Source organism: Candidatus Margulisiibacteriota bacterium, from assembly GCA_041661965.1.
In the GTDB taxonomy this organism is placed as follows: domain Bacteria; phylum Margulisbacteria; class WOR-1; order O2-12-FULL-45-9; family XYB2-FULL-48-7; genus XYB2-FULL-45-9.
In genome coordinates, this window is sequence record JBAZTH010000003.1 from 333,866 (window position 1) to 358,067 (window position 24,202).

At 53.8% G+C, this 24,202-nt stretch carries 19 protein-coding genes; 18 read left to right on the forward strand and 1 reads right to left on the reverse strand.

All coding sequences use genetic code 11. The features are described from left to right. Window positions 1-11: 11 nt before the first annotated feature. Genes WC772_07430 through WC772_07455 form a run of 6 tightly spaced genes read left to right on the forward strand, consistent with a single transcriptional unit; the run spans window position 12 to window position 8,894 of the window. A complete protein-coding gene (locus tag WC772_07430) occupies window positions 12-1,934 on the forward strand; it encodes a DUF5693 family protein (GenBank protein ID MFA6170581.1) in 1,923 nt (640 codons plus the stop codon). Further along, on the forward strand, window positions 1,934-3,028 hold the full coding sequence (csaB, locus tag WC772_07435) for a polysaccharide pyruvyl transferase CsaB (GenBank protein ID MFA6170582.1): 1,095 nt from the start codon (window positions 1,934-1,936) through the stop codon (window positions 3,026-3,028). Before WC772_07430 ends, csaB begins: the two co-directional genes overlap by 1 nt. 7 nt (window positions 3,029-3,035) lie before the next feature. Continuing rightward, entirely contained in the window at window positions 3,036-3,899 is an 864-nt protein-coding gene (rfbD, locus tag WC772_07440; protein ID MFA6170583.1) for a dTDP-4-dehydrorhamnose reductase, read from the forward strand. Further along, entirely contained in the window at window positions 3,899-4,978 is a 1,080-nt protein-coding gene (locus WC772_07445; GenBank protein ID MFA6170584.1) for a glycosyltransferase, read from the forward strand. The genes rfbD and WC772_07445 overlap by 1 nt, the downstream gene beginning before the upstream one ends. Next, on the forward strand, window positions 4,962-7,493 hold the full coding sequence (locus WC772_07450) for an O-antigen ligase family protein (protein ID MFA6170585.1): 2,532 nt from the start codon (window positions 4,962-4,964) through the stop codon (window positions 7,491-7,493). The genes WC772_07445 and WC772_07450 overlap by 17 nt, the downstream gene beginning before the upstream one ends. Window positions 7,494-7,502: 9 nt before the next feature. Next, window positions 7,503-8,894, forward strand: a complete 1,392-nt coding sequence (locus WC772_07455) for a sugar transferase (protein ID MFA6170586.1) — start codon at window positions 7,503-7,505, stop codon at window positions 8,892-8,894. On the opposite strand, the gene WC772_07460 is transcribed toward WC772_07455, so the two are convergent. Then, the gene (locus tag WC772_07460; GenBank protein ID MFA6170587.1) at window positions 8,891-11,446 is read right to left on the reverse strand and encodes a hypothetical protein; all 2,556 of its coding nucleotides are present in this window, start codon (window positions 11,444-11,446) and stop codon (window positions 8,891-8,893) included. The genes WC772_07455 and WC772_07460 overlap by 4 nt on opposite strands. 58 nt (window positions 11,447-11,504) lie before the next feature. Between WC772_07460 and WC772_07465 the strand changes: the two genes are divergently transcribed. The 12 genes from WC772_07465 to WC772_07520 all read left to right on the forward strand — a co-directional run bounded on the left by WC772_07465 (window position 11,505) and on the right by WC772_07520 (window position 24,152). Next, window positions 11,505-12,653: an NAD(P)/FAD-dependent oxidoreductase gene (locus WC772_07465; protein MFA6170588.1), complete on the forward strand. Its 1,149-nt coding sequence runs from the start codon at window positions 11,505-11,507 to the stop codon at window positions 12,651-12,653. Then, complete coding sequence (locus WC772_07470; GenBank protein ID MFA6170589.1) at window positions 12,650-13,249, forward strand: YdcF family protein; 600 nt, start codon at window positions 12,650-12,652, stop codon at window positions 13,247-13,249. Before WC772_07465 ends, WC772_07470 begins: the two co-directional genes overlap by 4 nt. Before the next feature lie 31 nt (window positions 13,250-13,280). Beyond that, entirely contained in the window at window positions 13,281-13,763 is a 483-nt protein-coding gene (ispF, locus tag WC772_07475; GenBank protein ID MFA6170590.1) for a 2-C-methyl-D-erythritol 2,4-cyclodiphosphate synthase, read from the forward strand. Window positions 13,764-13,765: 2 nt separating this feature from the next. Beyond that, a complete protein-coding gene (locus WC772_07480) occupies window positions 13,766-14,485 on the forward strand; it encodes a pyridoxine 5'-phosphate synthase (protein MFA6170591.1) in 720 nt (239 codons plus the stop codon). Then, the gene (gene rpiB / locus WC772_07485) at window positions 14,482-14,913 is read left to right on the forward strand and encodes a ribose 5-phosphate isomerase B (GenBank protein ID MFA6170592.1); all 432 of its coding nucleotides are present in this window, start codon (window positions 14,482-14,484) and stop codon (window positions 14,911-14,913) included. Before WC772_07480 ends, rpiB begins: the two co-directional genes overlap by 4 nt. Beyond that, window positions 14,910-16,004: an NDP-sugar synthase gene (locus tag WC772_07490; protein ID MFA6170593.1), complete on the forward strand. Its 1,095-nt coding sequence runs from the start codon at window positions 14,910-14,912 to the stop codon at window positions 16,002-16,004. The genes rpiB and WC772_07490 overlap by 4 nt, the downstream gene beginning before the upstream one ends. A gap of 65 nt (window positions 16,005-16,069) precedes the next feature. Then, a complete protein-coding gene (locus WC772_07495) occupies window positions 16,070-16,975 on the forward strand; it encodes a hypothetical protein (protein ID MFA6170594.1) in 906 nt (301 codons plus the stop codon). 65 nt (window positions 16,976-17,040) lie between these two features. Beyond that, window positions 17,041-17,313, forward strand: coding sequence for a hypothetical protein (locus WC772_07500; protein ID MFA6170595.1), 273 nt, complete (start codon window positions 17,041-17,043; stop codon window positions 17,311-17,313). 12 nt (window positions 17,314-17,325) lie between these two features. Continuing rightward, window positions 17,326-18,447, forward strand: coding sequence for a hypothetical protein (locus WC772_07505; protein ID MFA6170596.1), 1,122 nt, complete (start codon window positions 17,326-17,328; stop codon window positions 18,445-18,447). Between the two features lie 35 nt (window positions 18,448-18,482). Beyond that, window positions 18,483-18,710 (forward strand): hypothetical protein, encoded by a 228-nt coding sequence (locus WC772_07510; GenBank protein ID MFA6170597.1) that lies wholly within the window; start codon window positions 18,483-18,485, stop codon window positions 18,708-18,710. A gap of 49 nt (window positions 18,711-18,759) precedes the next feature. Continuing rightward, a complete protein-coding gene (locus WC772_07515) occupies window positions 18,760-23,856 on the forward strand; it encodes a hypothetical protein (protein ID MFA6170598.1) in 5,097 nt (1,698 codons plus the stop codon). Beyond that, on the forward strand, window positions 23,856-24,152 hold the full coding sequence (locus tag WC772_07520; protein ID MFA6170599.1) for a hypothetical protein: 297 nt from the start codon (window positions 23,856-23,858) through the stop codon (window positions 24,150-24,152). Before WC772_07515 ends, WC772_07520 begins: the two co-directional genes overlap by 1 nt. Window positions 24,153-24,202: the final 50 nt, after the last annotated feature.

The window sequence follows — 24,202 nt, forward strand, 5'->3', positions numbered from 1 at the left end:
CGGAGGGTGCGATGCTAAAAAGAATCATTTGGGGAATTCTAAAGATCAGCCTGATAATCTCCGTCCTGGTCGGTTGTTATTTTGGCCTGGAGCGCCACTTAGCCGAACAGGCGACCCGCTCGGTCCGGGTCGTCATCGACTTGAACGATCTGAAAAAAGCGGCCGCTTATGAAAAACAGCCGCTGACCGCCGTTCTCAAAGAGGTCCGGAAGATCGGTTTTTCCGAGCTGGGGGTCTTTGAGGAAACACTGCCTGATGCCAACGCTTTGGGTGAGATCTATTACGCCAAAGGGGGGAGCATTCGTAAGCTGGCCGCCTTTTCCCCGGTCTTTTCCGCTAAAATAAAAGAGATCAAACCAGATCGGACCTATATTTTTGCTCCTTTCCAGGAGTCACGCAAAAGGATCGTCGCTCAATTGACCTGGGCGCTGGGAGCCAAGTCGATCCGCTTTCTCGGCCGGGACGTGATCGAAGTCGATGAGGCGGAAGAAGAACTGCGGGCCCTGGGGCTGGGAATTTCCGAAGCGCAGAAAAATTATCTTGAGCGGCTTGGCTTTCGCTTGGTCCCCCGGGTTTGGAACGATCCCCGCTACCATCTTGGCAACATTGAAGCCAAGCTCTCCGGTTTAAAAGATTACCGGACGATTATTTTTGACGGAGAAGAGCTCCTCGGGTTTCCGGAAGCGGTCCCGTCTCTGGCCGAAGCCCTAAAAAAGTTCCGGCTGAACTACGGCTTCGTGGAAATCGTTAAACAGGACGGCGATTACCAGCTTAAAAACTTGATGGCGAACGAGGTTGTTCGGGTCCACAGCGTGCCGAAAGACGAGTTGAAAAAGCTGGAGAAGCCGGAAGTTCTGGACCGTTACCTCCGGGCGGCCAGGGAGCGTCAGGTCAAATTGCTTTATGTCCGGCCGTTCCTGCCACCGCAAATCGATGCCGTTCCCGTTGAATACAATCTCCGTTTTTTTGGCGAATTGAAGAACAAGCTTGCCGCCGCCCACTTTACAATCGGCGAAGGAAAAGAGCCGCCGCCGCTTCAAATCACCGGCTGGCAGATCATCGCCCTCGGTTGGGGAGTTCTGGTCGGCACGCTTCTCTTGCTCAATGCCTTTGTCGCTTTGCCGTTGTGGGGACTGGTGATCGCGCTTTTAGCGGGTGTTAATGCCCTGCTTTTTCTGGCGGCCAAGCTGACCATCTTGCAGAAACTGCTCGCGTTTACGGCGGCGGTCGTTTTCCCATCGCTGGCGGTGATCAGTTCCGCTAACCGTCTGAACCGGCAGGGAGGTTTCCCCCTATTTCAGGCATTCTATTTTGTCTTGCGCATTGTGGCGATAACGGCCTTAGGGATCATTTTTATCGTTGGTTTACTGGCCGATTCCCGCTATATGTCGGGGGCGCTGGTCTTTCCGGCGGTCAAGGCGGGGCTGGTCCTGCCGATCATGATCGTGGCAGCCTATTTTCTGTTGAAGGAAGGGGAGCTGAACCTGATCGATCGGGTGAAGGCGATCTTAAGGACCAAGGTTAGCGTGGCGAACGCCTTAATCGGCTTAATTTTACTGGCCGCGTTGGGACTTTTTCTCGCTCGGTCCGGGAACTTTACCATCCCGGTCCCCGGGATTGAAAAAGCTTTTCGCAACTGGCTGGAAGTTCTCCTTTTTGTCAGGCCGCGGACCAAGGAGTTCCTGGTCGGTTATCCTTTCCTTTTCCTGGCAGCCGTTTATTATTTGAAGGCGAGCGATCGGAGCTGGCTCTGGGTAGTCATGGCGATCGGGGCGATCGCGCCGGTCTCGGCCCTCAATACTTTTTCCCATATCCATACGCCGCTGACGATCTCGATCGTCCGCTTGATCAACGGCTTGGTTCTTGGCCTGATTTTTGGTATCATAATCGCGATAGTCGCCGGCCGCTGGTTTTCAAAAGAGGGTGAAAAATAATGCGCGTATTATTGTCCGGTTATTACGGCTACGGTAACGTTGGCGATGAAGCGGTCCTGGAATCGATCGTTGACGGTTTGCGGCGCCAGGACCCGACCCTGCAGATCACCGTCCTTTCCGCCTCGCCCCAGATGACCGCTCAATTCTATAACGTCAAAACGATCGGCCGTTATTCTTTAGGCGTGTTCATTGAAATGCTCAAGACCGACGTTTTCGTCAGCGGCGGCGGGACCCTTTTCCAGGACTCGACCAGCAACCGGAGCTTCTGGTATTACACCGGTTTATTGCTCCTGGCCAAAGTCCTTTTTAAAAAGACGATGATCTTTGCCCAGGGATTCGGTCCGATCAAAGGCCGGGCCAATCGGCTGCTTGCTTCTTTGGCGATCAAAAGGGTCAACCTGATCACGGTTCGCGACGCCGAGTCGAAGGCCGGCTTGGTTAAGATCGGCATTCGGCCGGAGAAGATCAATGTGACCGCCGATCCCACCTTCCTGTTGAAAAATCCTTCCGGGCTGGAGGGGCGCAAGGTCCTGGCGCTGGAAGGGGTGACGACGGAGAAGCCGCTGCTCGGCGTTTCCGTGCGGAGTTTGCCCCGCCGGCAGGGGATCGAACTGCAGTTTTACCGGATGCTGGCCGAAACGCTCGACTCGTTCGTGGAAAAAAATAATTATCAGATCGTTTTTCTGCTTCTGCATTGTCCGGAAGACATGAGAGAGACCTCCAAGGTCATCAATTTCATGAGCCGGAAGTCGAACGTCGTTTTCAAGATCTGTTCGCCGCACGAGATGCTTTCGGTCGTTTCCCAGTGCGACTTTATGATCGCGATGCGCCTACACGCCCTGATCTTCGCGGTCAAATCGCTGGTCCCGGCTTTCGGCCTCTCTTACGATCCGAAAGTGAAATCTTTCATGAACAGCGTCGGCTCGCCCTGCCTGACCGTTGACGAAGTCCTCGATCAAGGCCGCTTGGAAAAAGCGGTCGCGGCGCAATTTGCCATCAGGGAAGCGAGTAAAAAAATGCTGGAAAAGGTCTTGGTCCATTTAAGAGAGCAAGCCCAGGATAATTTTTCGCTCTTTTTCCGGACTTTTAAATAGTGCGGCCATGAAAATCCTGGTTATTGGGGCGGACGGCCAGTTAGGGAGCGACCTGGTCCGGACCGTTCCCAAAGCCGAGCTTATCCCTTTAACGATCAAGGATCTTGATATTACCAAACGGGAAAACACCCTGCTGGTCATTAAAGGCCACAAGCCTGACCTTGTCATTAACACCGCCGGTTATTCTCGTGTCGATGATGCCGAGGACCATCAGGACCAGGCTTTCGCCATCAACGCCGAAGGCGCGGCAAACGTCGCGCTGGCTTGTTTGGAGAGCGGGGCGGGGTTGGTTCATATTTCCACCGATTATGTTTTCGATGGGCTAAAAAACAGCCCGTATACCGAGGACGATAAGACGGCGCCGCTCTCCGCTTACGCCCGGTCGAAGGTTGCCGGGGAAGAAAAGATTGCTACTATTTTAAAAAAATATTTTATTATCCGCTCTTCCGGTTTGTTCGGCGCCGCCGGCTGTCTGGGCAAGGGTGGGGGGAATTTTATCGACAGCGTGATCGCCAAAGGTAAAAGCGGAGCGCCGTTCAAGGTCGTCAACGACCAATATTTTTCTCCGACCTACACTCTGGACCTGGCCGGAAAGCTGGTCCAGCTGGCTAGGACCGATCATTATGGTCTTTATCATATTGTTAATCACGGCGCTTGTTCCTGGTATGAACTGGCGGCGCGGACCTTTGAGTCGCTCGGGTTGGCCGTTAATTTTACGGCCATCCCCTTTGCCGAGCTTAATGCCAAGGCCAAGGCGAAACGGCCCGCTTACTCGGCCCTCGATAATAAACGCTTGCGAGCCGTCGGGTTGGACGATCTCCGGCCCTGGCCCGACGCCCTCCGGGCCTATTTAATGGAAAAGGGGCTTTGATGAAACTGGCGATCGTCCATGATTATTTGAACCAGTTTGGGGGCGCGGAACGTTGTCTGGTTGATCTTCACGAGGTTTTTCCCGACGCGCCGATCTACACCGCGATCTACGATCCGGAAAAAATGCCGCCGGTCTTCCGTGAAATGAAGATCGTGACTTCCTTTATGCAGCGCTTACCCGGGATCTTTAAACATTTCAAGAAATATCTTTTTCTTTATCCCTTCGCTTTTTCGAGCTTCGATCTGTCAAAGTATGATGTCATCCTTTCTTCCAGTTCCGCTTTTGCCAAAGGGGTCCGGAAACGGCCGGGGCAGGTCCATATTTGTTACTGCTATACTCCGATGCGCTTTGTCTGGCGCTATGACGACTACATTAAGCACGAAGCCCTGCCTGGTTGGCTGAAGCGGCTCCTGCCGCTCTTAATGGGTCCGCTCAAAACCTGGGACCTGAAAACCGCCGGTCAAGTCGATCGTTTTATCGCGATTTCCAGGCTGGTCGCTCAACGGATCAAAGAGCTTTACCATCGCGAATCTGATATAATATACCCGCCTGTTGATTGCGATCTTTTTCAGCCGACAGAGCGGTCGGGCGACTATTTTCTGGTCCTTTCCCGCCTTAACGCTTACAAGCGGATCGATCTCGTGATCGAAGCGTTCAATCGTTTAGCTTTGCCGTTAAAGATCGCGGGGGACGGTCCCGATCGCCGGCGCTTAGAATCGTTAAGCGGACCAAACGTTGAATTTCTGGGCCGCCTATCGGACCCGGCGGTTAAGCAAATGGTCGCTGAATGCCGCGGCCTGATCTTTCCGGGGGAAGAAGACTTTGGGATCGTCCCGGTTGAAGCGATGGCGGCCGGTCGGCCGGTGATCGCTTTTCGCGGCGGCGGCGCCCTGGAAACGATCGTCGAGGGTGAGACCGGCCTCTTTTTTGACGAACCGACCCCGGAATCGCTGATTAAGGCGGTTGAAAAGTTCAAGCGTTTGACCTTTGATCCCCGGACCGTGCGGGCCCGGGCTTTGCAATTCGACCGAAAAATCTTTAAACAAAGGATGGCGGAATACGTTGAAAAAAACCAATAAAGCCCGGCCTTTTTCTTTTGATCTGGCGCTTGAACTTTGTGTCCTACTGATCATTTTCCTGGTCCCGGTCATTTTTGACCGCCGGATCGGGATCGTTTTTTCCGGTACCAAGGTCGTTTGGCTTAGGACCTTCATCGTTATTGCCATGAGCTTGTGGTCCGCGAAATTGCTGATCACCGGCAAACATCGCTTCGTTCGGACCCCGCTCGATTGGCCGGTCCTGACCTTTGTTTTGACGACGACGGTCGCGGCGCTGACCTCGGTCCATGTCGTCACCAGCGTGGCCGGGTTTTACGGCCGGTTCGAAGGGTTGACGACCTGGTATGCCTACGCCCTGCTCTTTTTTCTGACGACCAACTATATCCGTTCTTTCGACCAGATCAAGAGGCTGATCGTTATCGCTATTCCGGCGGCGACTATCCAGGCGATCTACGGGATCATTGCCCGGGCCGGGATCGATCCTTACGCCTGGGGCGGGGTCCCGACCGTCATGCGGGTGATCGGGCTGATCGGTCAACCCAACTTTTTTGCCGCTTTCGTGATTATGACCTTCTTTTTGACCCTGGCCCTGTTTCTGGAAAACCGGCAGGATGGTAACGATAATCCGGTCGGCTGGCAGGGCTTGACCCTGGCCAACTGGCTGCCGCTGGCGGCCTTCGTGTTCGTCAACGGTCTTTTTGTTTTCTTGATCTATTCGTTGGGGGCGTATGATGTTCCCCAGTGGATCATCGGTTTTATTTTAATGGGAGCGGCCGCACTATACCTGGCCTTTACTTACCGGCAGCTGCCGATTCTAGTCTGGGACGGCGTCCTGCTCGTTTCTTTGTTGCTGATGTATGTCGCGCTTCTTTACACCCAGAGCCGCGGCGGCTACATGGGTTTTTTCGCGGGGGCGGTCCTTTTTGCCCTCTATACCGGCCGGGCCCGGATTTTTGATAATCTTAAAAAACTATTCCTGCTGACGGCCGTGATCGCGGTTATGACCGGAGTGATTGCTTTTGACCCGGCTTTTTCGCCGTTCCAGCGCTTTACTTCGGAAGTGACGATCAAGAATAATTTCGATCCGGGGCCGAGCAAAGAAGACGCGCCAGAAACCGCTCCCCGGTTGGAATTGAAAGGGGCGGCCGGTTCCCGCGGCGAGACCTGGAAGAGCGCGGCTAAAATTATTGTCGATTATCCTTTGTTCGGTATCGGCCCGGAAGTTTTGAAAATGGTTTTCCCCCGGTACGAGACCGACATGTTTCGCTTTCTGGAAGCATTCCACGTCAAACAAGACCGTTGCCACAACGAATCGTTCGATGTCCCTGTCACTAAAGGTTTGATCACCTTTTTTGTTTATCTCTGGATCATCTTTACCGTATTTAAAGTCGGCACGAGGATTGCCAAGCGGACGACCGGAACGCAGAATCTCCTGATTTCGGGGACGATGGCGGCGATCCTCGCTTATCTGATCCAGAATCAGTTCAGTTTCGGCGTGGTGGCGATTACCTCTATCTTTTGGGCCCTTTGGGGGGTGGTCATGAGCCTCGATGCCGCGGACAAACTGCCGGCGCCGGAAGCCGGGAAGATTGCCTGGGACGATGTCCCCTGGCTGCCGCTGGCGGGCATCGTGGTGATTGCCGGCGGCTTGATCTATCTGTCGTTTATTCCGTTTTGGGGAGACCGTGATTTTAAGACCGGCAAGACTTATCTGGAAATGAAACGGGTCCCGGAGGCGGTCTTAAACCTTAGTCGTGCCCTGGCGGTCTATCCTTTCGAAGGGACGACGATCTCGCATTTGGGGATCGGGTATCTTAATCAGAATGACTTTGACAACGCGATCAAGGTCTTGATCTTCGGGACCAAGGCCGATCCTTATAATGCCGACAATTTCCTGATGCTGGCCAAAGTTTATTTGGTGCAATACGATCAGGGGAACAAAGCGAAGCTTGGCGACGCTTACCGGATGTGCGAGATCGGGGTGAAGATCGATCCTTATTACGCCGAGATCTTTCAGTTGACGGGAATGATCTGGGAACGCCGCGGCGACAAGTTGAAAGCGGCGCAGATGTATCAGAAGACCTTTATGATCAATCCGAATCTGGGGGACGCGATGCTGGCGATGGAAAAAGTCGCGCCGCCGGAATTCACCCGCCGGGCGTTCCGTCAGCTGTTTGATAAATATAAGGACCGGTATAATGTTTTGGAAAAACTGGGGACGTATTATTTGGGCCGGGGGGAGGTTGAGAAGGCGCTTGATCTTTCCCGCCGGCTGATGAGGATCGAACCGAACAGGGTCTCCGGCTATTTACTGGCCGGCGAGATTTATTTTAGCAAAAACGATCTGAAGTCGGCCCAAAAAGCTTTCGAACAGGTTGTTTTCTTTGATCCCAAAAATGTTTCCGCCCACCAGGGGTTGGGGGCGGTTTATCTGAAACAAGGGGATCGGATAAAAGCCCGGGTCGAGTACGAACAGGTGCTGATCGTTGAGCCGGGGAATGAGCTGGCCAGAAAAATGGTCGCCACTCTCCGATAAAGGAGCCGGATGCTCAAGCTATTTTTGGATATCATCCTGATCAATCTTTCTTTTATTTTGGCCTACTATTTTCGGTTCAAGGTCTTGATGTTCATCGCGCCGACCTCGATCCCGGTCTTCGGCCAATATCTTTCCTCGCTGGTCTTTATTACCGTGATGTGGCTGGCGGTTTTCCGCTTGGTCGGTGTTTACGACCAGAAAAAATTCACCGCTTTGATCGACGAGCTGGCCTTGCTTCTTTGGGGAGTGATCTGCGCCAGCCTGGTCTTGGTGGGGCTCCTTTTCCTTTCCAGGGGACTTTGGTTCTCTCGGTTGGTCTTGGCCAATGTCTGGTGGATCTCTTTTCTGCTTTTGGCGGCCAGCCGCTTGATCATGGCTTACGTTCGCCGGCTTTTATATGCCCGCGGTTTTGCTTTGAAACGGACGTTGGTCCTGGGGGCCGGGGAGATGGGGGCGACGATGACGATGAAAATGATCGCCGACAAGGGCTTGGGTTATCAGGTTATCGGTTTTCTTGACGATGATCCGGCCAAAGCGGGACGGACGATCCTGGGGTTGCCGGTCTTGGGGCCGCTTTACAAGACGAAGGAGCTGGTTCGCGAACAAAAGATCGATTACGTGATCATTGCCAGCGCCAAGATCCCGGCCGAGACCACTCTAGATATCATTACCGAATGCGAACGTTACGGGATCGAGTTTAAGATCGTCCCGGGGATCCTGGAGATCATTGCCAGCCGGGTCGATGCCGATGAGCTGGGCGGGATCCCGATTCTGACCGTTTCCGAGATCAGATTGAAAAGCTACAACGCGATCATCAAGCGTTTTGTCGATGTGCTTCTTTCCGGGTCGGCCATTATTGTTCTTTCCCCGGTTTTTATTTTGTTTTCGATCCTGATCAAAGCGACTTCCCCGGGGCCGGTTTTTTATTGTCAGGAACGGGTCGGATTGGACGGTAAACTCTTTAAAATGTTCAAATTCCGTTCGATGGTTGATAAAGCGGATGAAAAGATCAAGGAGCTTCAGCCGCGCTCTGAAGTCGGCGAATATATTTTCAAAATAAAGAATGACCCGCGAATCACTCCTTTGGGCCGATTGATGCGGCGCTACAGCATCGACGAACTGCCGCAATTCTTCAATGTCTTTTTCGGCACGATGAGTCTGGTCGGCCCGCGACCGCCGCTGCCGCGCGAAGTCGAGAAGTATAATTCCTGGCATAAGAAGAGATTGCGGGTCAGACCGGCGATCACCGGTCCCTGGCAGGTTTCAGGGCGGTCCCACCTGCCGTTTGAAGACATGGTCCGCTTGGACATCTACTACATCGAGAATTGGTCGCTTTGGCTGGATTTTAAAATACTTTGTCGGACCGTTCCGGTGGTTTTGACCGGAAGCGGGGCTTATTAACGATAAACGATCAGTTTTCCCCGCATTATTTCACTTTTGCCGCCGCTGGAGAGCAAGATCGCGTACGGATAAACGCCGTTCGCGACCGTCAGGCCGAAATGATCATGCCCATCCCAGGTGAAAATGTTGGTGGTCGCGGCCAGGGACTCTTTCTTCCAGATCAGTTCACCGGTTAGATTGAAGATGTATATTTTGACGTCGATCGGCGGCGTAAGTCCGGCCCCTAAACGGCAGATGAAATAGGTCCGGCCGTCGGCCGTCGGCGAAAATGGGTTGGGGGCGTTGCCGATCTCCGTGAGCATCGTGCCGGAAGCTTTGACCGCTGAAAAGAAGCTGATCGTTTGGGTCGACGAATTGCCGGCTTGGTCCCGGCCCTCGACCATGATCAGATTGTTGCCGGTTTGGACCGGGACCTCGATTGAAAACGAAGTCGAACCCGGGACGTAGGAGCCGATTCTTTTTCCGTTATTGGTAATAACGACTTCGGTGAGATAACGATCTTCGACCGCCCCTTTGATAAGCAACGTTTGCCGGCTGGTTACTTCCGGCGTCCCGTCCAATCCCAGCCGCGGAGCTTGGGTATCGACGCAAAGACGGTAGGTTTGCTCCGGCCCGCTGTTGCCGATCCGGTCGCGCGGCAAAATGGTCGCTTCATAAGTTCCGTCAGCCAACGGGAACGGACTGCGCGCCCAAAGCGCCTCGCCGCTGCCGAAAACCTCGCAACTGACCGGGCCGATCTTGACGATTGTGCCGGACAGATCGATCCCGCTCCCCTGATCGGCGAGCGGGATCGGCAGTTCAAAGGCGGAGTTGCCAAAGACCGTCGCGCCGCCGGTCACGGTTAAGGTCGGCGGCGTAGAGTCAATATTTAGCGGGAAGATTTTATGGTTTTCAAACAATTTTACTTCGAGCTCCGTCGACCCGTCTTTGAGCGGCGCGGGGAGAGGGACGATCCCGGAGAGCGATCGACTCGCTTTGTCGTAAATCAGGGTCTCCGCCAAAGACTGTCCGGCGACGGTTAAAATAGCTTCATCTTCATCCTCGAGCTCGTTCTTTGGGTCGCTAACCTGGAGTTCCAGGAAGACTGCCGCGCCCGGCCTTAACCAGTCGGTCGCAGAAGGTTTTATAAGTTTCAGCCGGATCGTGGTGGGGACGGAATAGTTTACGGAGAAAAGTTTCCGGACGGAATTTCCGGCTTCGTCCGTTGCCGTTAAGATAAAGTCATTTGAACCAGGATTCAACTGGCAAGTTAGTTCAAACGTTCCGATCTGACTGACCCCCGGCTGGTTGTTGATGGTTAAGGTTGCGATTTCATTTAAACTGCCGGTCAGCCGATAGGGGGTATCCAGCGTTTCCCGGCTTGAGGTAAGGATTAGCGCTGGGGGGGTCCGATCTAGTTTAAAGACGGGCGTGTTTATCAGGGTGTAGGTCATAAAACCGTCGCTGATCTTCAAACTGGCAAAATATGATCCGTCCGCCAGGTCGGCCGGCAAAGAAAAGATCTCGTTGCCGGAGCCGGGGAGGGCGATTTTAGTTATGGTCCTGGTGTTCAGCGGAAAAAAATCTTTGTCCGGCGAGAGCGAGATCGTCCAGATGGCCGGATCGGCCAACAGGAGGTTTGTCGCCGTTTCCAGCGAAGCGCGGTCGTTCTTAACGGTCAATTGGTAGTTCTGCGCCGCCGGCGGAAAAAGCTCTTTCAGCGTCAGTTCCGCCGGTAATGTTCCGGCGAGAGGGGCTAAGTAACGCCATTTGTCCCCGTCATAAAACAGGCGGAGCGGCGGTCCGATCTCGATCCGTTTCGGCGAGGAAAAAGAAACTCCGTAATCAAGAGAGGTTATCAGCTGGGTTTCGGTGCGGTCTAAATATTGCTGTTGCCAAAGGATCAGCGGCCCGGCCGGTCCCTGGGCCAGCCGCGCCAAAACGATCGGGTCAAAGCTTTCGACCAGTTTTTTTAAGCCGGTCTTGGCCGAATAGTAATAGAGGCGCGACCGTTCCGGTTGTTTACTGGTCGTGACCAGGACCAGGGCGCAGCCATTTTGCCCGTCCGGCCGGAGCTCCAGTTGTCCGATGCTTTCACCGGTTGGAGCGATCAGCTCCGCCTGATGCCAGGTTTCGCCGCCGTCTTTGGAACTGGTCAAATAGACGACCGGTTTGCGTTCGAAAGAGAGGGTTTCGCTTTGCCAGGCGGCAAACAATTGGTCGCCGCTGCTGATTAGCCGGGGCGATGAAGCGGGGCCGGCCAGGCGTCGGGCGGGAATAAAGGCCAGGTTGTTGCCGCTCGAGCGGGTAAAATAAACTTCCCGCGATACTTCGAAGACCAGGAAATTGATCGAGTTCGGATCGACCGCGAGATCGTATGATTCAACGGAGAGAGCGAGCGTTTGCGTCGGCGCGAAAGTTTTTCCCTGATCGGGGGACCGGGCGACTTTAACGCTTTTGCCGTCCAGCCAGGATTGAAGCAGATTGCCCGAAGAGTCGTAAATTACTTGCGGAGCGGCAAAAGCGCCGTTGACCCCGAAAAAAAGCAGTAATAACGCTATTTTTAGCTTCACGGGCAAATTTTAGCATTCTTTACTTGGCATAGCAAATCAGTTATAATCACTCTGAAAGATGAAAAAACCTTCAAAAATCGTCATTGTTGGGGCCGGTCCGGTCGGCTGTTATCTCGGCCAACTTTTAAAACAACAAGGGTTTGATCCGGTCATTTTGGAAGAGCACCCCGAAGTCGGGAAACCTGTCCAATGCGCCGGGATCGTCGGCCGGGGTCTTTTCGAGGACTTGCGGCTACCGCTTTCCCAAAGATCGATCCTCAACGTCATCGACGGGTCAAAGATATCGTACCGCGACCAGTCGTTCGAATTAAATCGTCCCAAAGTTGCCTACATCATCGACCGCGAGATCTTTGATAAAGAACTTAGCCACAAACTTAACATTGAATACAATACCCGCCTTAACGATATCAAGAAGATCAAGGACGGTTACGTGTTGGAAACGAACAACGGCGAGTATTTTACCGAGATCGTGATCGGGGCCGACGGCCCAAACTCCCGGGTCCGCAAGGCGCTGTCGTTCTTTTCCGAGATGCGGCTTTACCGCGGTTATCAGTACCGGGTCAAAATGAAGCTGGACCGGCTCGATCGGGTCGTGACCGATTACAACGTTCCGTTCTCGCTTTTTAACTGGATCATTCCCGAAGGGGAGAATGGACTGGTCAGGATCGGAACGATTTCCAATAATCCTTACCAGGACCTGAACGCTTTTATCGAACGGCAGAAACTGGAATTCGAGTTGGTGGAGAAAAACGCCGGGGCCATTCCGATTGGGACCTGCCAGCTGGTCAAGGAATGGGCGGCGCTGGTCGGTGATGCCGCCTGCCAAATCAAACCGATCACTTCCGGCGGGATATATTACGGCCTGAAATCGGCCGAACTGCTGGCCGACGCCGTAAAGGCGGGGAATCTGTCCCAATATGAGATCCGCTGGGCGGAGGAATTCGGCCAGGAGATCAAGACCTGCCTTCTGATCCGCAATGTCCTGGAAAACATGGACGAAAAAGTCCTGGCCAAGGTCTTCGATTACGTTCGCGACAATGCCAAAGTCCTGGAAACGATGGGTGATTTTGAGAACCATTCCTCGGTCGTTTGGGCGCTGCTTTCCAATCCGCGGACCTATTCGACCGCCGGGTTGGTTTTAATGGGAATGGTTAAGAACCCTAAATTTTTGCTCCAGTCGCTGCTCAAGTTCCCCCGCAACAAATGATCAGAAAATTCCTCAATTTATTAGTGGTCCTTCTGGTCGTGGGGGGCGGGCTTTATTTAGCTCATCCGCTGATCCTCCAAAGCCTGGCTGATTTTCTTATCGTTAACGACAAATTGGAGAAAGCCGACCTGATCGTCGTGCTGGCCGGCGACTATAACGGTGAACGGGTCAGGCGAGCGGTCCAGCTCTACCGCCTGGGGTACGCGCCGGCCGTTTTGATGTCGGGCGGGCCGATGGGCTGGAAAGTGACCCATGCCGGGAACATGAAAAAGGAAGCTTTGGCCCTGGGGGTGCCGGCCAGAGCGATCCTGATTCAGGATCGTTCTTTTTCGACGTTAGAGGACGCGCTCTATTCTCTGCCGATCGTCCAGGAACAAAAGGCCTACTCGATTATCGTCGTTACTTCGCCGCAGCATTCTCGGCGGGCGGCCCGGGTCTTCCGCAGAGTCTTTGAGCCGGAGAAGATCTCCGTCTTGATCTCCCCGGTCAAAAACAGCAGTTTCAATCCTACGCGATGGTGGACCAGGCATGAAGAGAGCTCCGCTGTTCTTTGGGAATTTGGTTCGCTTGTATTTTACTTTATCAAAGGGTATTAATAAGTTAGAATTACAGAGAGGAGCAATTAACGTGAGAATTGGGTTTGGTTACGATGTTCATAAGCTAGTCAAAGGGCGCCCCCTGATCCTCGGCGGGGTCGAGATCCCGCATGAGAAAGGGCTTCTTGGCTGGTCCGACGCTGACGTTCTGCTCCATGCCATTATCGACGCGATGATCGGCGCTATCGGCGAGGGGGATATCGGGGCCCATTTTCCGCCCGGTAACCCGGAGTACAAAGGGATATCCAGCCTTAAATTACTGGAGTTTGTTAATGAGTTGCTGCGCAGCCGTGGCTATTCCATCGCTAATATCGATTCGACCATTGTGGCGGAAGAGCCCTATTTCGCCCCTCATATCCCGGCGATGCGGCAGGCGATCGCGGGGAAACTGGAGATCCCGGAGACGGCGGTCAACGTCAAGGGGAAAACCGAGGAAAAGCTTGGTTTCACCGGGTCTAAAAAAGGGATCAAAGCTTACGCCGTCTGTTTGGTCCATCGGGAGATCACGAAGTAAAAATGTTGAAACTCGGCGTTAATATAGACCACATCGCGACTCTGCGGGAGGCCCGCAAAGAGGCTTTTCCTGACCCGCTGCTGGCGGCCAAAGAAGCGCTGGCTGGAGGAGCGGACGGGATCGTTTGCCATTTGCGGGAAGACCGGCGGCATATTCAGGAGCGTGATGTTCTGGGTTTAAAAAAAATGAAGGTCCGACTTGACCTCGAAATGGCGCCGACGGCGGTGATGCAGGCCTTTGCCCTCAAGATCAAACCGGAAATGGTCACTTTGGTGCCGGAAAAAAGAGTGGAGATCACGACCGAAGGCGGACTTGATGTGGTCAGGTATTCGCGCAAATTGAAACCCATGGTCCGCTCTTTGCGCCAGGCCGGTATCAAGGTCAGCTTATTTGTCGATCCGGAACCAAAACAGATCGCTGAAGCGGCGGCCGTTGGGGCGGATTTTGTCGAATTGCATACCGGGCGTTATGCCAGGACCGGTCAAAAGAAAGAGCTTGGCCAGCTGATTAAAGCGGCCGCGCAAGCGATTGAACTTGGTTTATCGGTCAATGCCGGCCACGGCCTGGATTACCAAAACGTCAGAGCGATCGCCGGGATCGACGGGCTTAAAGAATTAAACATTGGTTTTTCGATCATCGCCAGAGCGCTGGCTGTTGGGTTGAAAAAAGCGACCGAAGAAATGAAAGCCTGCCTGCCGGCAGGCAGGGAGGCCATCAAATGAAAATTGCGTTAGCGTCTGATCACGCCGGGTTTGCCATGAAAGAGCTGGTCAAAAAGCATCTTCAGGCAAAAGGACTGATCGTCAAGGATTTTGGGACCAACTCCGAAGAGTCGGTCGACTACCCTGATTACGCTTACCCGGCCGCTCAAGCGGTGGCGAAAGGGGAGTTCGACCGGGGGATCTTTGTTTGCGGGTCGGGGGTCGGGGTGACGATCGTCGCCAACAAAGTTAAAGGGGTCCGGGCGGTCAATGCTCCGGATATCTATACCGCCAAACAAAGCCGCGAGCACGGTAACTGCAATGTCCTCTGCCTGGCCGGTAAACGGCTTTCTCCGGCTGAAGGGTTGGCGATCGTTGACGCCTGGCTGGCGACCGAATTTTCCGGGGATGAACGGCACCTGCGCCGCATCAATAAAATAGACCGATGAAAGCGCTGATCATGGCGGCCGGCTACGGGACCAGGATGGAGCCGCTGACCCTGGCGGTCCCCAAGCCGATGACCCCGATCGTCAATCTGCCGACCATGCAGCACAACCTCGAGCTCCTGAAGCGCTATGGTTTTGAAGAGCTGATCGCCAATATTCATTACCACCCGGAGCAGATCGAGAACTATTTTGGCGACGGTTACGGCTTCGGCGTCAATCTTACTTACTCCTATGAAGAAGAACTTTTGGGGACCGCTGGCGGGGTCAAGAAAATGGCGGCGGAGGTTGCCCGGGTCGACGATTCATTTCTGGTCCTCTCTTCCGACGCGCTGACCGATATTAACCTTCAGCGCTTGGTCGAATTCCATAAGAGTAAAGGCGCTTTGGCGACTATTGCCCTGGCTAAAGTGGGGAGCGTCAGCGACTTTGGTGTCGTCCTGCACGATGAGGATGGGCGGATCACCGGTTTCCAGGAAAAGCCGACCCCGGAAGAAGCCTTAAACGACCTGGTCAACACCGGTATTTATATCTTCGAGCCGGAGATCCTGAAAATGATCCCGGCCGGTTTTTATGATTTCGGCAAACAGCTCTTTCCTGAACTGGTCAAGAAAAAAGCGCCGCTCTACGGCTACAACATGGTCGAATATTGGAGCGATGTCGGCGGCCTGGATAAATATATCCTCTCCAATTACGATGCCATGAAAGGGCTGGTCCAGATCCGAATTCCGGGGAACAAGGTCGCCAGTTCGACCTGGATCGGCGAGCGGGAAAAGATCGAGCCGAGCGCCCGGTTTGAAGGGTCGGTCATCATCGGCGACCGTTGCCTGATCGGCAAGGATGTCTATATCAAGGATGCCGTGATCGGCGATAAATGCGTTATCCGGGACGGCTCGGTTGTGACCGGTTCGGTTCTCTGGTCCGATGTGATCGTTTCCAGCGGTTCCCAGGTCAATGGTTCGGTTATCGGTAATTTCTCATATATAGGAGAAAAAGTAATAGTCAAAGAGAACTCGGTCATTGCCAACCGCTGTGTGATCCGGAGCGGTTCCTCCTTACCTGATCCTCTGCGCCTGCGCCCCAATTCGATCATTTAGTTATCATTATAAGGACGCAAGTTTTCCCTCTCCCAGTCCGATAAGAATCGTGAAGGGGTGAGCGAATGAAAAAATTTGCCGTACTTTTCCTATTGGTTATATTTGCGGTTCCGTCTTTCGCCTTCGATCTTGGGGCGCGCGCGATGGGTATGGGGGGCGCTTTTACCGGGTTGGCCGACGACGTTAACGCTATTGTCGTGAACCCGGCCGGTTTGACCTCCATCAATCGGGAGTCGAGCCTGATCGCGACCCGGATCTCCAGCTACCGCCAGTCGAGCTTGATCGGCGGGGTAGAGGTGACCAATATCGGTAATTTCGGGATAGCTTATTCTTCCTCAACCGACCAGGCGGCGATCGGTAATCTTGATTTCAGCGAGTTTTACTCGGAAAATATTGTTTCTTATAGTTCCCAGACCGTTTACCTCTCCTACGCTAATGAACTAAATAAAGCGATGTCGGTCCCCAACAGTCTCGGGGTCCTCTCTTATGGTGTGAACGTTAAACTTTCCAGCCGTAAATTCAACTCGGCCCAGGGGTTGGCCCAGGACGCGGGCTCGAATGTCGACGTTGATTTGGCGACGATGTTCAAACCGAACAATAATCTTTCGCTGGGGATGGCGGTCCAGAACATGATGAGCAGTGAGAAAGCGAATCAAGGCGGATCGTTAACCGCCAATGATGGCAAAGCCGGGCTTTTGCTCGGTATTTCCGGGAAGCTTCTGGATGGGGGGCTGATCTGGAGCGCCGATACCAACCAGCTTGGTTGTGAATGGCGGGTAACGGACGGCCTGGCTTTCCGGGTCGGCCGGGACAAAGAGAGCCTGACCTCCGGTTTGGGGCTCAATTACCGGGGATTCAGTGTCGATTACGCCTGCGCCCAGCGGAGCGGCCTGGTCCACTATGTTTCAGTCGCCATTGCCCCCTTTGGTGGGGAGTCGGCGGCCAAACAGGCGGCCTTGCCGGTTGAGTGATGCAAGTTTTTGGCCGGTTTGACCGATATGTTGAGTGTAGGGAATTAGTGTAGGAGGAAAGGTGTATGGCATTTAGCGACATAAATTTTACGTCCGGAGTTGCCGAATCAAGGGCCTCCTATGTCGGCAAAAAACCGGGTTCAAGGGAAGACATCAGAGGTAATTCCAATAAGCTTGGCTCTGAAATTGAGGACAGCGGAGCCGCTGTTTCTAAACAATTTAAGGACAGCGAATCTGGTCCGGTCGTTTTGGCCGATCCGGGGACTCCGGAGACTGCCGCGGTTCCTGGCCAATTGCAAACAACCCAGGAGCAAAAACGTCCTGGCGTGGTCGTTTAAGGAGATAATTTAATGAGTGTTGGAACCGTAGCCACCCCAACTTCCGCGCCGCCGAGGACCGACTCGGTCGGCCGCGCTGCTTTGCCGTCGGATAGACACCCCACGATGATCAACGTTAGCGGGATGCTTTATCGGATGACCGGTAAACATCCGGCCGATAACGCGGAACAGAAATTCGGCGGGGTCCTGGGGATCGGCGGGACGACCAAATCGTACAAACAGGTTTGGGATGCCGCGGTCCAAGACGGGAAAATCACCCGGGACGAACTCGAACAAATCCTTCAGTTCTACGGCATCGACACGGTGACCGATAAGTTTTGGTCTGCTTTCGCTGGCAGCGGGACCGACGGGACGGTCCGCGACAGCCTGACCCTGGGGGACCTGGAAAAACGGATCTCCCTCCTGCAGCGGATCGACCACCTGACGGCTATCGGCCTCAAATACATGTGCGAATCGACCGATATCACTATTGTCCCGACCAAAGAATTTACGAGAACGATTAAAGATCGGGGAGCAAGTTACTGGGAGAATTCCACAAATCCAGTCGTCAGAGATGCCTGGCAGAACGCCAAAGCCCGTTCCGGTTTGCGGTCGGGCGACGCGCCGACCCAGGATACCTGGGACTGGTTTGCCCTCGACATGATGACGAAATTTGCTAAAGATCTTAAAGAGAGCGGGATTGATGTTTCCGATCTGAACCTGAAGCATGGCCTGACCCGGCAATTGTTTGATAAGCGGGTTGAGGAGTGGATGACTAAAAACATAACCATAACGGAAGACCAATGGTCGGCTCTGGTCGAGCAAGGGAAGATGATCGAAAAGTTGGAAAGCGCTTACGGCATTAAAATTGACGAGATTCAGCTTAATTCGCCGCAGGACGCGGCCGATCTTAACCAGGCCCTTAAATTGTTTGACGACGATAAAACCAAGAACAAGACCCAGGTCATGCAGATCCTGGGCCGTCTCCGCAATAGCCGGGTGGCGATGCCCGGGCAATTTGTGCCGGGGGCTTCACCTCCGCCTCAAGCCGGCAGTCTGCCGCCCCAGGCGCCAGTCGTGATTGCTTATGCCGGGCCGGTAACTTATCCGGTCAATAGGGCCGCGACCCCAAGTCATGGCGGTCGTGATTACTAATTGATTTTCAAAAAAGGCTATGGTAGGGTACAACCATGATTGAGATATTTAAGGATTTCCACTGGCCGACCTTTTTTTTAACGCTGACTTTTTTTATCATTGGGCTTAACATCTGGTTTTTTATCGTCGCCAAACTCAATTATCAGGTTGCCAAGAACAAGGCCGACGAGGTTGATCTTAAACTTAAAGAACTGCTGCGAAAAATGGGTGAAGAAAACAAGAAAATCAATGAAGTTCTTGGCAAAACCACGCCAAAAAAATAGCCTTCCGTCGCGCAAGTTTTCTCCCCCGGGAACCGATATATAATTAGCAATGCCTATTAACGGAATTACCCCAAAATATATCGAAGATATTAAAAGCCGGGACGACATCGGCGTACCGGGCGAAATCCCTTATCTGCCTAACGACGACGAACAATTTTCGACTGACGAAACCGGCGATACTTCCGGCGTTAACAGTTCTTCTTCGACCAGCCAGACCGGCTCTACCACGACGATGAGCGGGGATTATGACTCCGGTTACATCGAGAACAGCGATGAATACAACAGCGCGGTCGACCACGCCACCGGTTCCCTGGACAACTCGGAAGCGACCGTCGACGAGATGTTCGCCGGGATCAACGACAGCGACTATACCAGCGATGCCGGGAACGGCTACCAGTCGGTTAACGGCGAAAAGCTGGCCAATCTCCTTATTTTTCTTAACCTCCTGACCAACGCGCAATTGGCGATGAAGATGGTCCTCGACTCCCAGGATGAATTGAGCAGTAAATTGCGGGATATCCTTTTCGAGCTTCAGCCGGAAGAAGGGGCGGACGAAGCGACCGCCGCCGCCAAAGAGAAGATGTTCAAGAACGCCAAAGAGAAGCTGAAGATCGTCCAGCAGTTCATTTCCAGCCTCTACAAGAAAATTTATAACCACAACATGCAGGTCTACCAACAGCGAATGAAAGAGCTTGAAGAAGAAAAAGAAGACCGCGCCTGGTATGACGACGTCGGCAACTACTTCTCCGGCGGCCAGCAGGATATTGACAACGAAAAAGCTAAGCTGGAAGCGACCCAGCAGTATAGCGCCGCGCTTTCGGCCAACCTCACGGCCTTGCAGTACGCCCTGCAAACGATGGCGATTGTTTTCGAACAGATGAACACTCCGGAAGGGCGGGCGATCGGCAAGTCGCTTCGCGAGCTCAACCAGAGGGTGTCGGATGCCAACGCCGGAATGATCGCCGGCGGTTATGAGGATTATTACGACGCCGACAACATGGGGAACCTCTTTCAGGATATTTTAAGCGAGATCCGCGACCGGATGGTCCAGGCGGAAAACATCTACCGGGCGATCGCTTATCTGCAGTCGGCCCAGCAGGAACTTTCCGATTCGGTCCGTGAATCGGTCCTGGAGATCTCGCCCCACTCTTCCAAACTGCAGTACCGGATGATTGCTTCGGAGGGCGTCTTCAACATGGCGAACATGTTCTTTGATAACGCTTACAATACCCTGATGATGAAGGTTAAAGCGCACAACTCGGAGGTCCAGATCTCCAAGAACATTGAAAAGCTAAAAGCAGCCCAGGGGTGGAAGATTGCCAGTATCGGTTTGCAGGTCGTGGCGGTGGTCCTGGCAGTCGTGGCGTCAGTTTTTTCCTTCGGCGCGCTGGCCGCTCCGGCCACTATCGCCGTCATTTCGCTTTGCAGCGCGCTGGCCGGCCTTGGCGCCGCTGGGTTGAATTCGATTGGCTCCGCCATCGCGGCCGGCGTTGACGATAATTACGATGTCAACGACCCGACTTTCTCGAAGGCTGGCGGGGTCGACCTGCAGAAACGCCGGAGCGTGACCGATGTTATCGACGATGCGGAAAGAGCGGAAAACGAAGTTATCAGCGGGATGGGGTCCGGCCTGATCGAAACGACGCAAGACGGGTATTGCAATCTGAATTCAAGAGCCTTGTCCGCCATGGAAGTTCGCCAGCAATCGATCCAGAACCTGGTCAAAATGATCGTTTATCTCAAAAAAGCCCAGCGCGACCTGAACCGGGCGATCCTCGGGATCGTCCTGGAGAAAGCGATCAAAGACCATGGCGAAGGGTATCTTATCAATAACCTTGAAAATTCGCTTCACCAGCGCCAGCTGATGACCCAGGCGATCAAGTTCCAGTTGCAGGAGAAAGTGACGGCCAAAAACATCGCCCGCCAGAATGAGATCATGGCGAGCAAGGCTTTTTGGAGCAGTACCTCCGGCGTGATCGGCGCCGGCCTCGGCGCTTTGTGCGCCGCGATCCCGGGCGCCGGCGGTTTGGCGGTTGTTCCGGCTTTAATGGGGATTGGTTCGGCGATCGGTTCGTCCCTTTATAATTACATCGAAAGCCACTCCGAAGCGAGCGGCTACGGAATGAAATATGAATCGCACAGCCAGGAATTTGACCGGTTGATGACGGAGCGGCGGAAAGCGGCCCAGCAATCGCAAATTGCCGAAGATAAACTTTACCAGCTGGAAAACGCCGCTATTGAAGAGCTCATGGCCAATGGTTTAGTCGGCACCGGTGATGGTTATTCCGGGGTTAACTACACTCTGGTCGGTAAAGCCTATCAGCAGATGCTCAATATTCAAAATATCCGCCAGTTCCTGGTTGAGATTAGGAACGCGATGATCCGCCAGAGCGCCTCGACCCGCCGCCAGGTCTTAGGGATCAGTACTTCCGAAACGACCGATCTCGGCAATATTGTCGCCCAGCGGGGCTTGACCCAGGCGATGGCGATAGTCGCTTCGGTCACCCGGATGCTGTCCGACAAAGCGGCGGTCCAGAACCGGGCCCGCGACGCGCAGAAAGCGGCCAATATGGCGACCTTTTCCTTCGCGACCAACGTTGTCGTGGCGGCGGCCGGGATGGGGGCTGGTTATTCCCCCGGTGTCGTCGGTGAAACGGCGGCCGCGGTTTCCAGAAATATTACACCCGGTTTAATGGGATTGGTAAATGGAACGGCCAGTCTGATCATGAACGCGATTTGGGCGACAGATGATTACGGCGCCTATAACAATTACAGTTCCGATAAAGCGGTGAAAGAGATCCGGGGGAACCGCCGGCAAAAAACTGAACAGGATAATTTTGATAAACTGGCCGCGCTGGAAAACCAGGTCTTCCAGGAAATGGGGGAGAACTTGGTCCAGACCCTGCAGGGGGGGACCGGGGCGGTCAACGGCGAAATCACCGGAATTCTTAATTCCCGGATGCACGCTTTAAATAATTTACGCAAGAGCTTGTTGATCCTCCTCTCCGCCCGCGACTCCTTCAGCCAGGCGATCCGCCGGAAAGTCGGGGTCGGCGGCGGTCCGATCGCCGACCAGACCGATCTCGCTTCGCCGCAGGAGCGGGTCACCCAGGCAATCCTTGGCGCTTTAACCCAAGGAGTCCAAACTCTGGTCGAAAGACAAAACCAGATCTCCCAGGCTGAACGGCAAATGTTCGTCAGCAGTTTCAGCGTGGTGATGAGCGCTGTTTCCGTCGCGCTTGGCGCGGTCGCGGCGACCAAAGCGACAGAGGCCGATACTTTAAGTAAGGACTATGAAAATACGGCGACAAGACAGGAGTCTAACCTGCAAACTGCCAAACCGGCGGCCGCTTCAACTACGGCGGCGACCAATCAACCGGTCACTCCGCCGACCCCGGCCCCGGCCGCTCCGGCTGGGGACGCTAATAAACCACCGGTCACACCGACGCCGGCGCCGGCAAACCAACCGGTTTCGCCCAATCAGCCAGCTCCTCCAACTGCCGGGGCAACCACGACCCCTTCAGCGCAGGCGGCGGTTCCTGGTCAGGAGCCAAAAGTAGCTCCAAATCCCGATGGGGTTGATTCGTCCGCAAAAAAAGGCCGGCTAACTGAATTACGGGGTAAGATCGACGATGTCCAAAGCTCTTATCGGGCCTATAGCATTGCTTCAGCCTCTATTTCTTTGGTCAATACTTTCTGGTCGTTTTATGGCGGCGAAGTTTGGGACAAGGGGCAGGAAGAGAAAAAATCAAGTCACAGTGAATCCAAACTCGATGCCGTTAGAGACGGTAAAACCGCCAAAAAATCGTCCGCTCTTTCCGGTGAATCGTCCACCGCTTCTTCGGAAGGGAGCGGGATCTACGAAACTACCGGCGCTAACGAGGCCGAAGCGTTAGACTCTGAAGTGATGATCTCGTCCTACTCGACTCCGACCGCCGCGGCAATCTCGCTCCAGCGGGCGGAACAAATGGTTAATACCTGGATGGATGGGGTTAACCGGAGCGGGTCGCTCTTGGCCTCGACCGCCAAGCCGAAGAACCCCTGGACGATAAGCGCCAATGAGAAGACTGAAGCGGCCGTCCCGGCCGGCCTGGTCCCGCATGCCAACCTGAATACCGATCTTAACGCGACCTATAAATTCGTTAAAGAGAGCGATGACCCGGTCAAGTTTGTCAGAGAAGCGGTCGACCAAAAGCGGGTGACCCCGGAGAACGGGGTCAAGCTTCTGGAGCGGTTAGCGGCCGAACGGCCGGAACTGAAACCGCAGATCGACCCGGTCAGAGCTTCACTAGCGGCGGCTGTCAGTCAGCCGGCGCCGGTTCAGCAGACAAACCCGGTTCGCCCGCAATTCAGCACCGATCGTCCGGCGGTCAATGCCAGCCGGGCTCATCTTCAAAGGGCCGATGAAATATCGAAAAACATAAACATTAAAATGGCGGACGCCGCGAAGCAGGAGCAAAGCATCGCGCAGGCAAATGCCAAAATCCAGGCTCATGTCGCGACCAAGGGGAGTCAGGAACCAGCAACTTATCAGCAAGTCTTAGAACAGTTGGTAAGAGATAGGGATGACTTGGTTAAGAAGTACTCTCAAACAGTTGATGAGATTAAAAAATTGTCTGATGAAGTTAAAGTCTTAAAAACTCAACGCGGAGCGCTTCTTTCCTCTCTCGAAGCGGAAAAGGCAGCCGTGCTTGCGCAAAATCCTAACGATCCTAATGTTAAACCGACCCTCGATATGATTGAAGGGGTGAAGGGCCAGCTTAATGAACAGCTCGACAGACAGGTCAAAGAGGCCGAACAAAAAGTTGTAGCCGCCAAGGCCAAACTGGTGGAGATTAAGGGGCAATGCTCCCAGATCAATCAGCAGATCGCCATGGTCCAGCGTGAGCTTGCCAAGGAAAGAGAGCTAGCTAAAAAGGAAGAGATCAAGGCTAAGGAAGATCAAGAGAAAGTCCGGTCGGCGGGCAACCGGGAAGCGGTAGCGAAGGCTGGGAATTTAGGGCACAGTGGCGGGAATGGCAATGGGGAAGGGAGTAAGGGCGGTAACGGCTACAAGAGCAAAGCCGATCAATTGCAGGAAGAGCAGGATCGCGTTTTAGCTTCGTATCGCGGTAACGGATCGTCAACGATGGGAGGGGTATCATAATGGACGGGATTTTTGGGGTAAATCCGAACAATAAAGTAAACAATCATCAGGAGAGCAAGAAGACTGCTACCCCCGGCGGGATCGATTTCAAAGCGGCCCTGGGTGAGCTTGCCGCGACCGCGCAAAAGAAGGTTAATAATAAAGGGGGGAAAGAGGGGCTGGAATTCGATAACTGGCGCGACCTCGAAGAGACCCTCTATTACGACAAAGAAGAAGTTGAAGAAAAAGCGACTTTAGAGAACATTAAAAAGCTGAAGAAGATGATTAAGAGCAAGCTGGAGGGGGAGAGGAAATAGCCCTCATCCAGGTTGAACCAAACAACGACTTATTCTTTCCAACCTTCTCC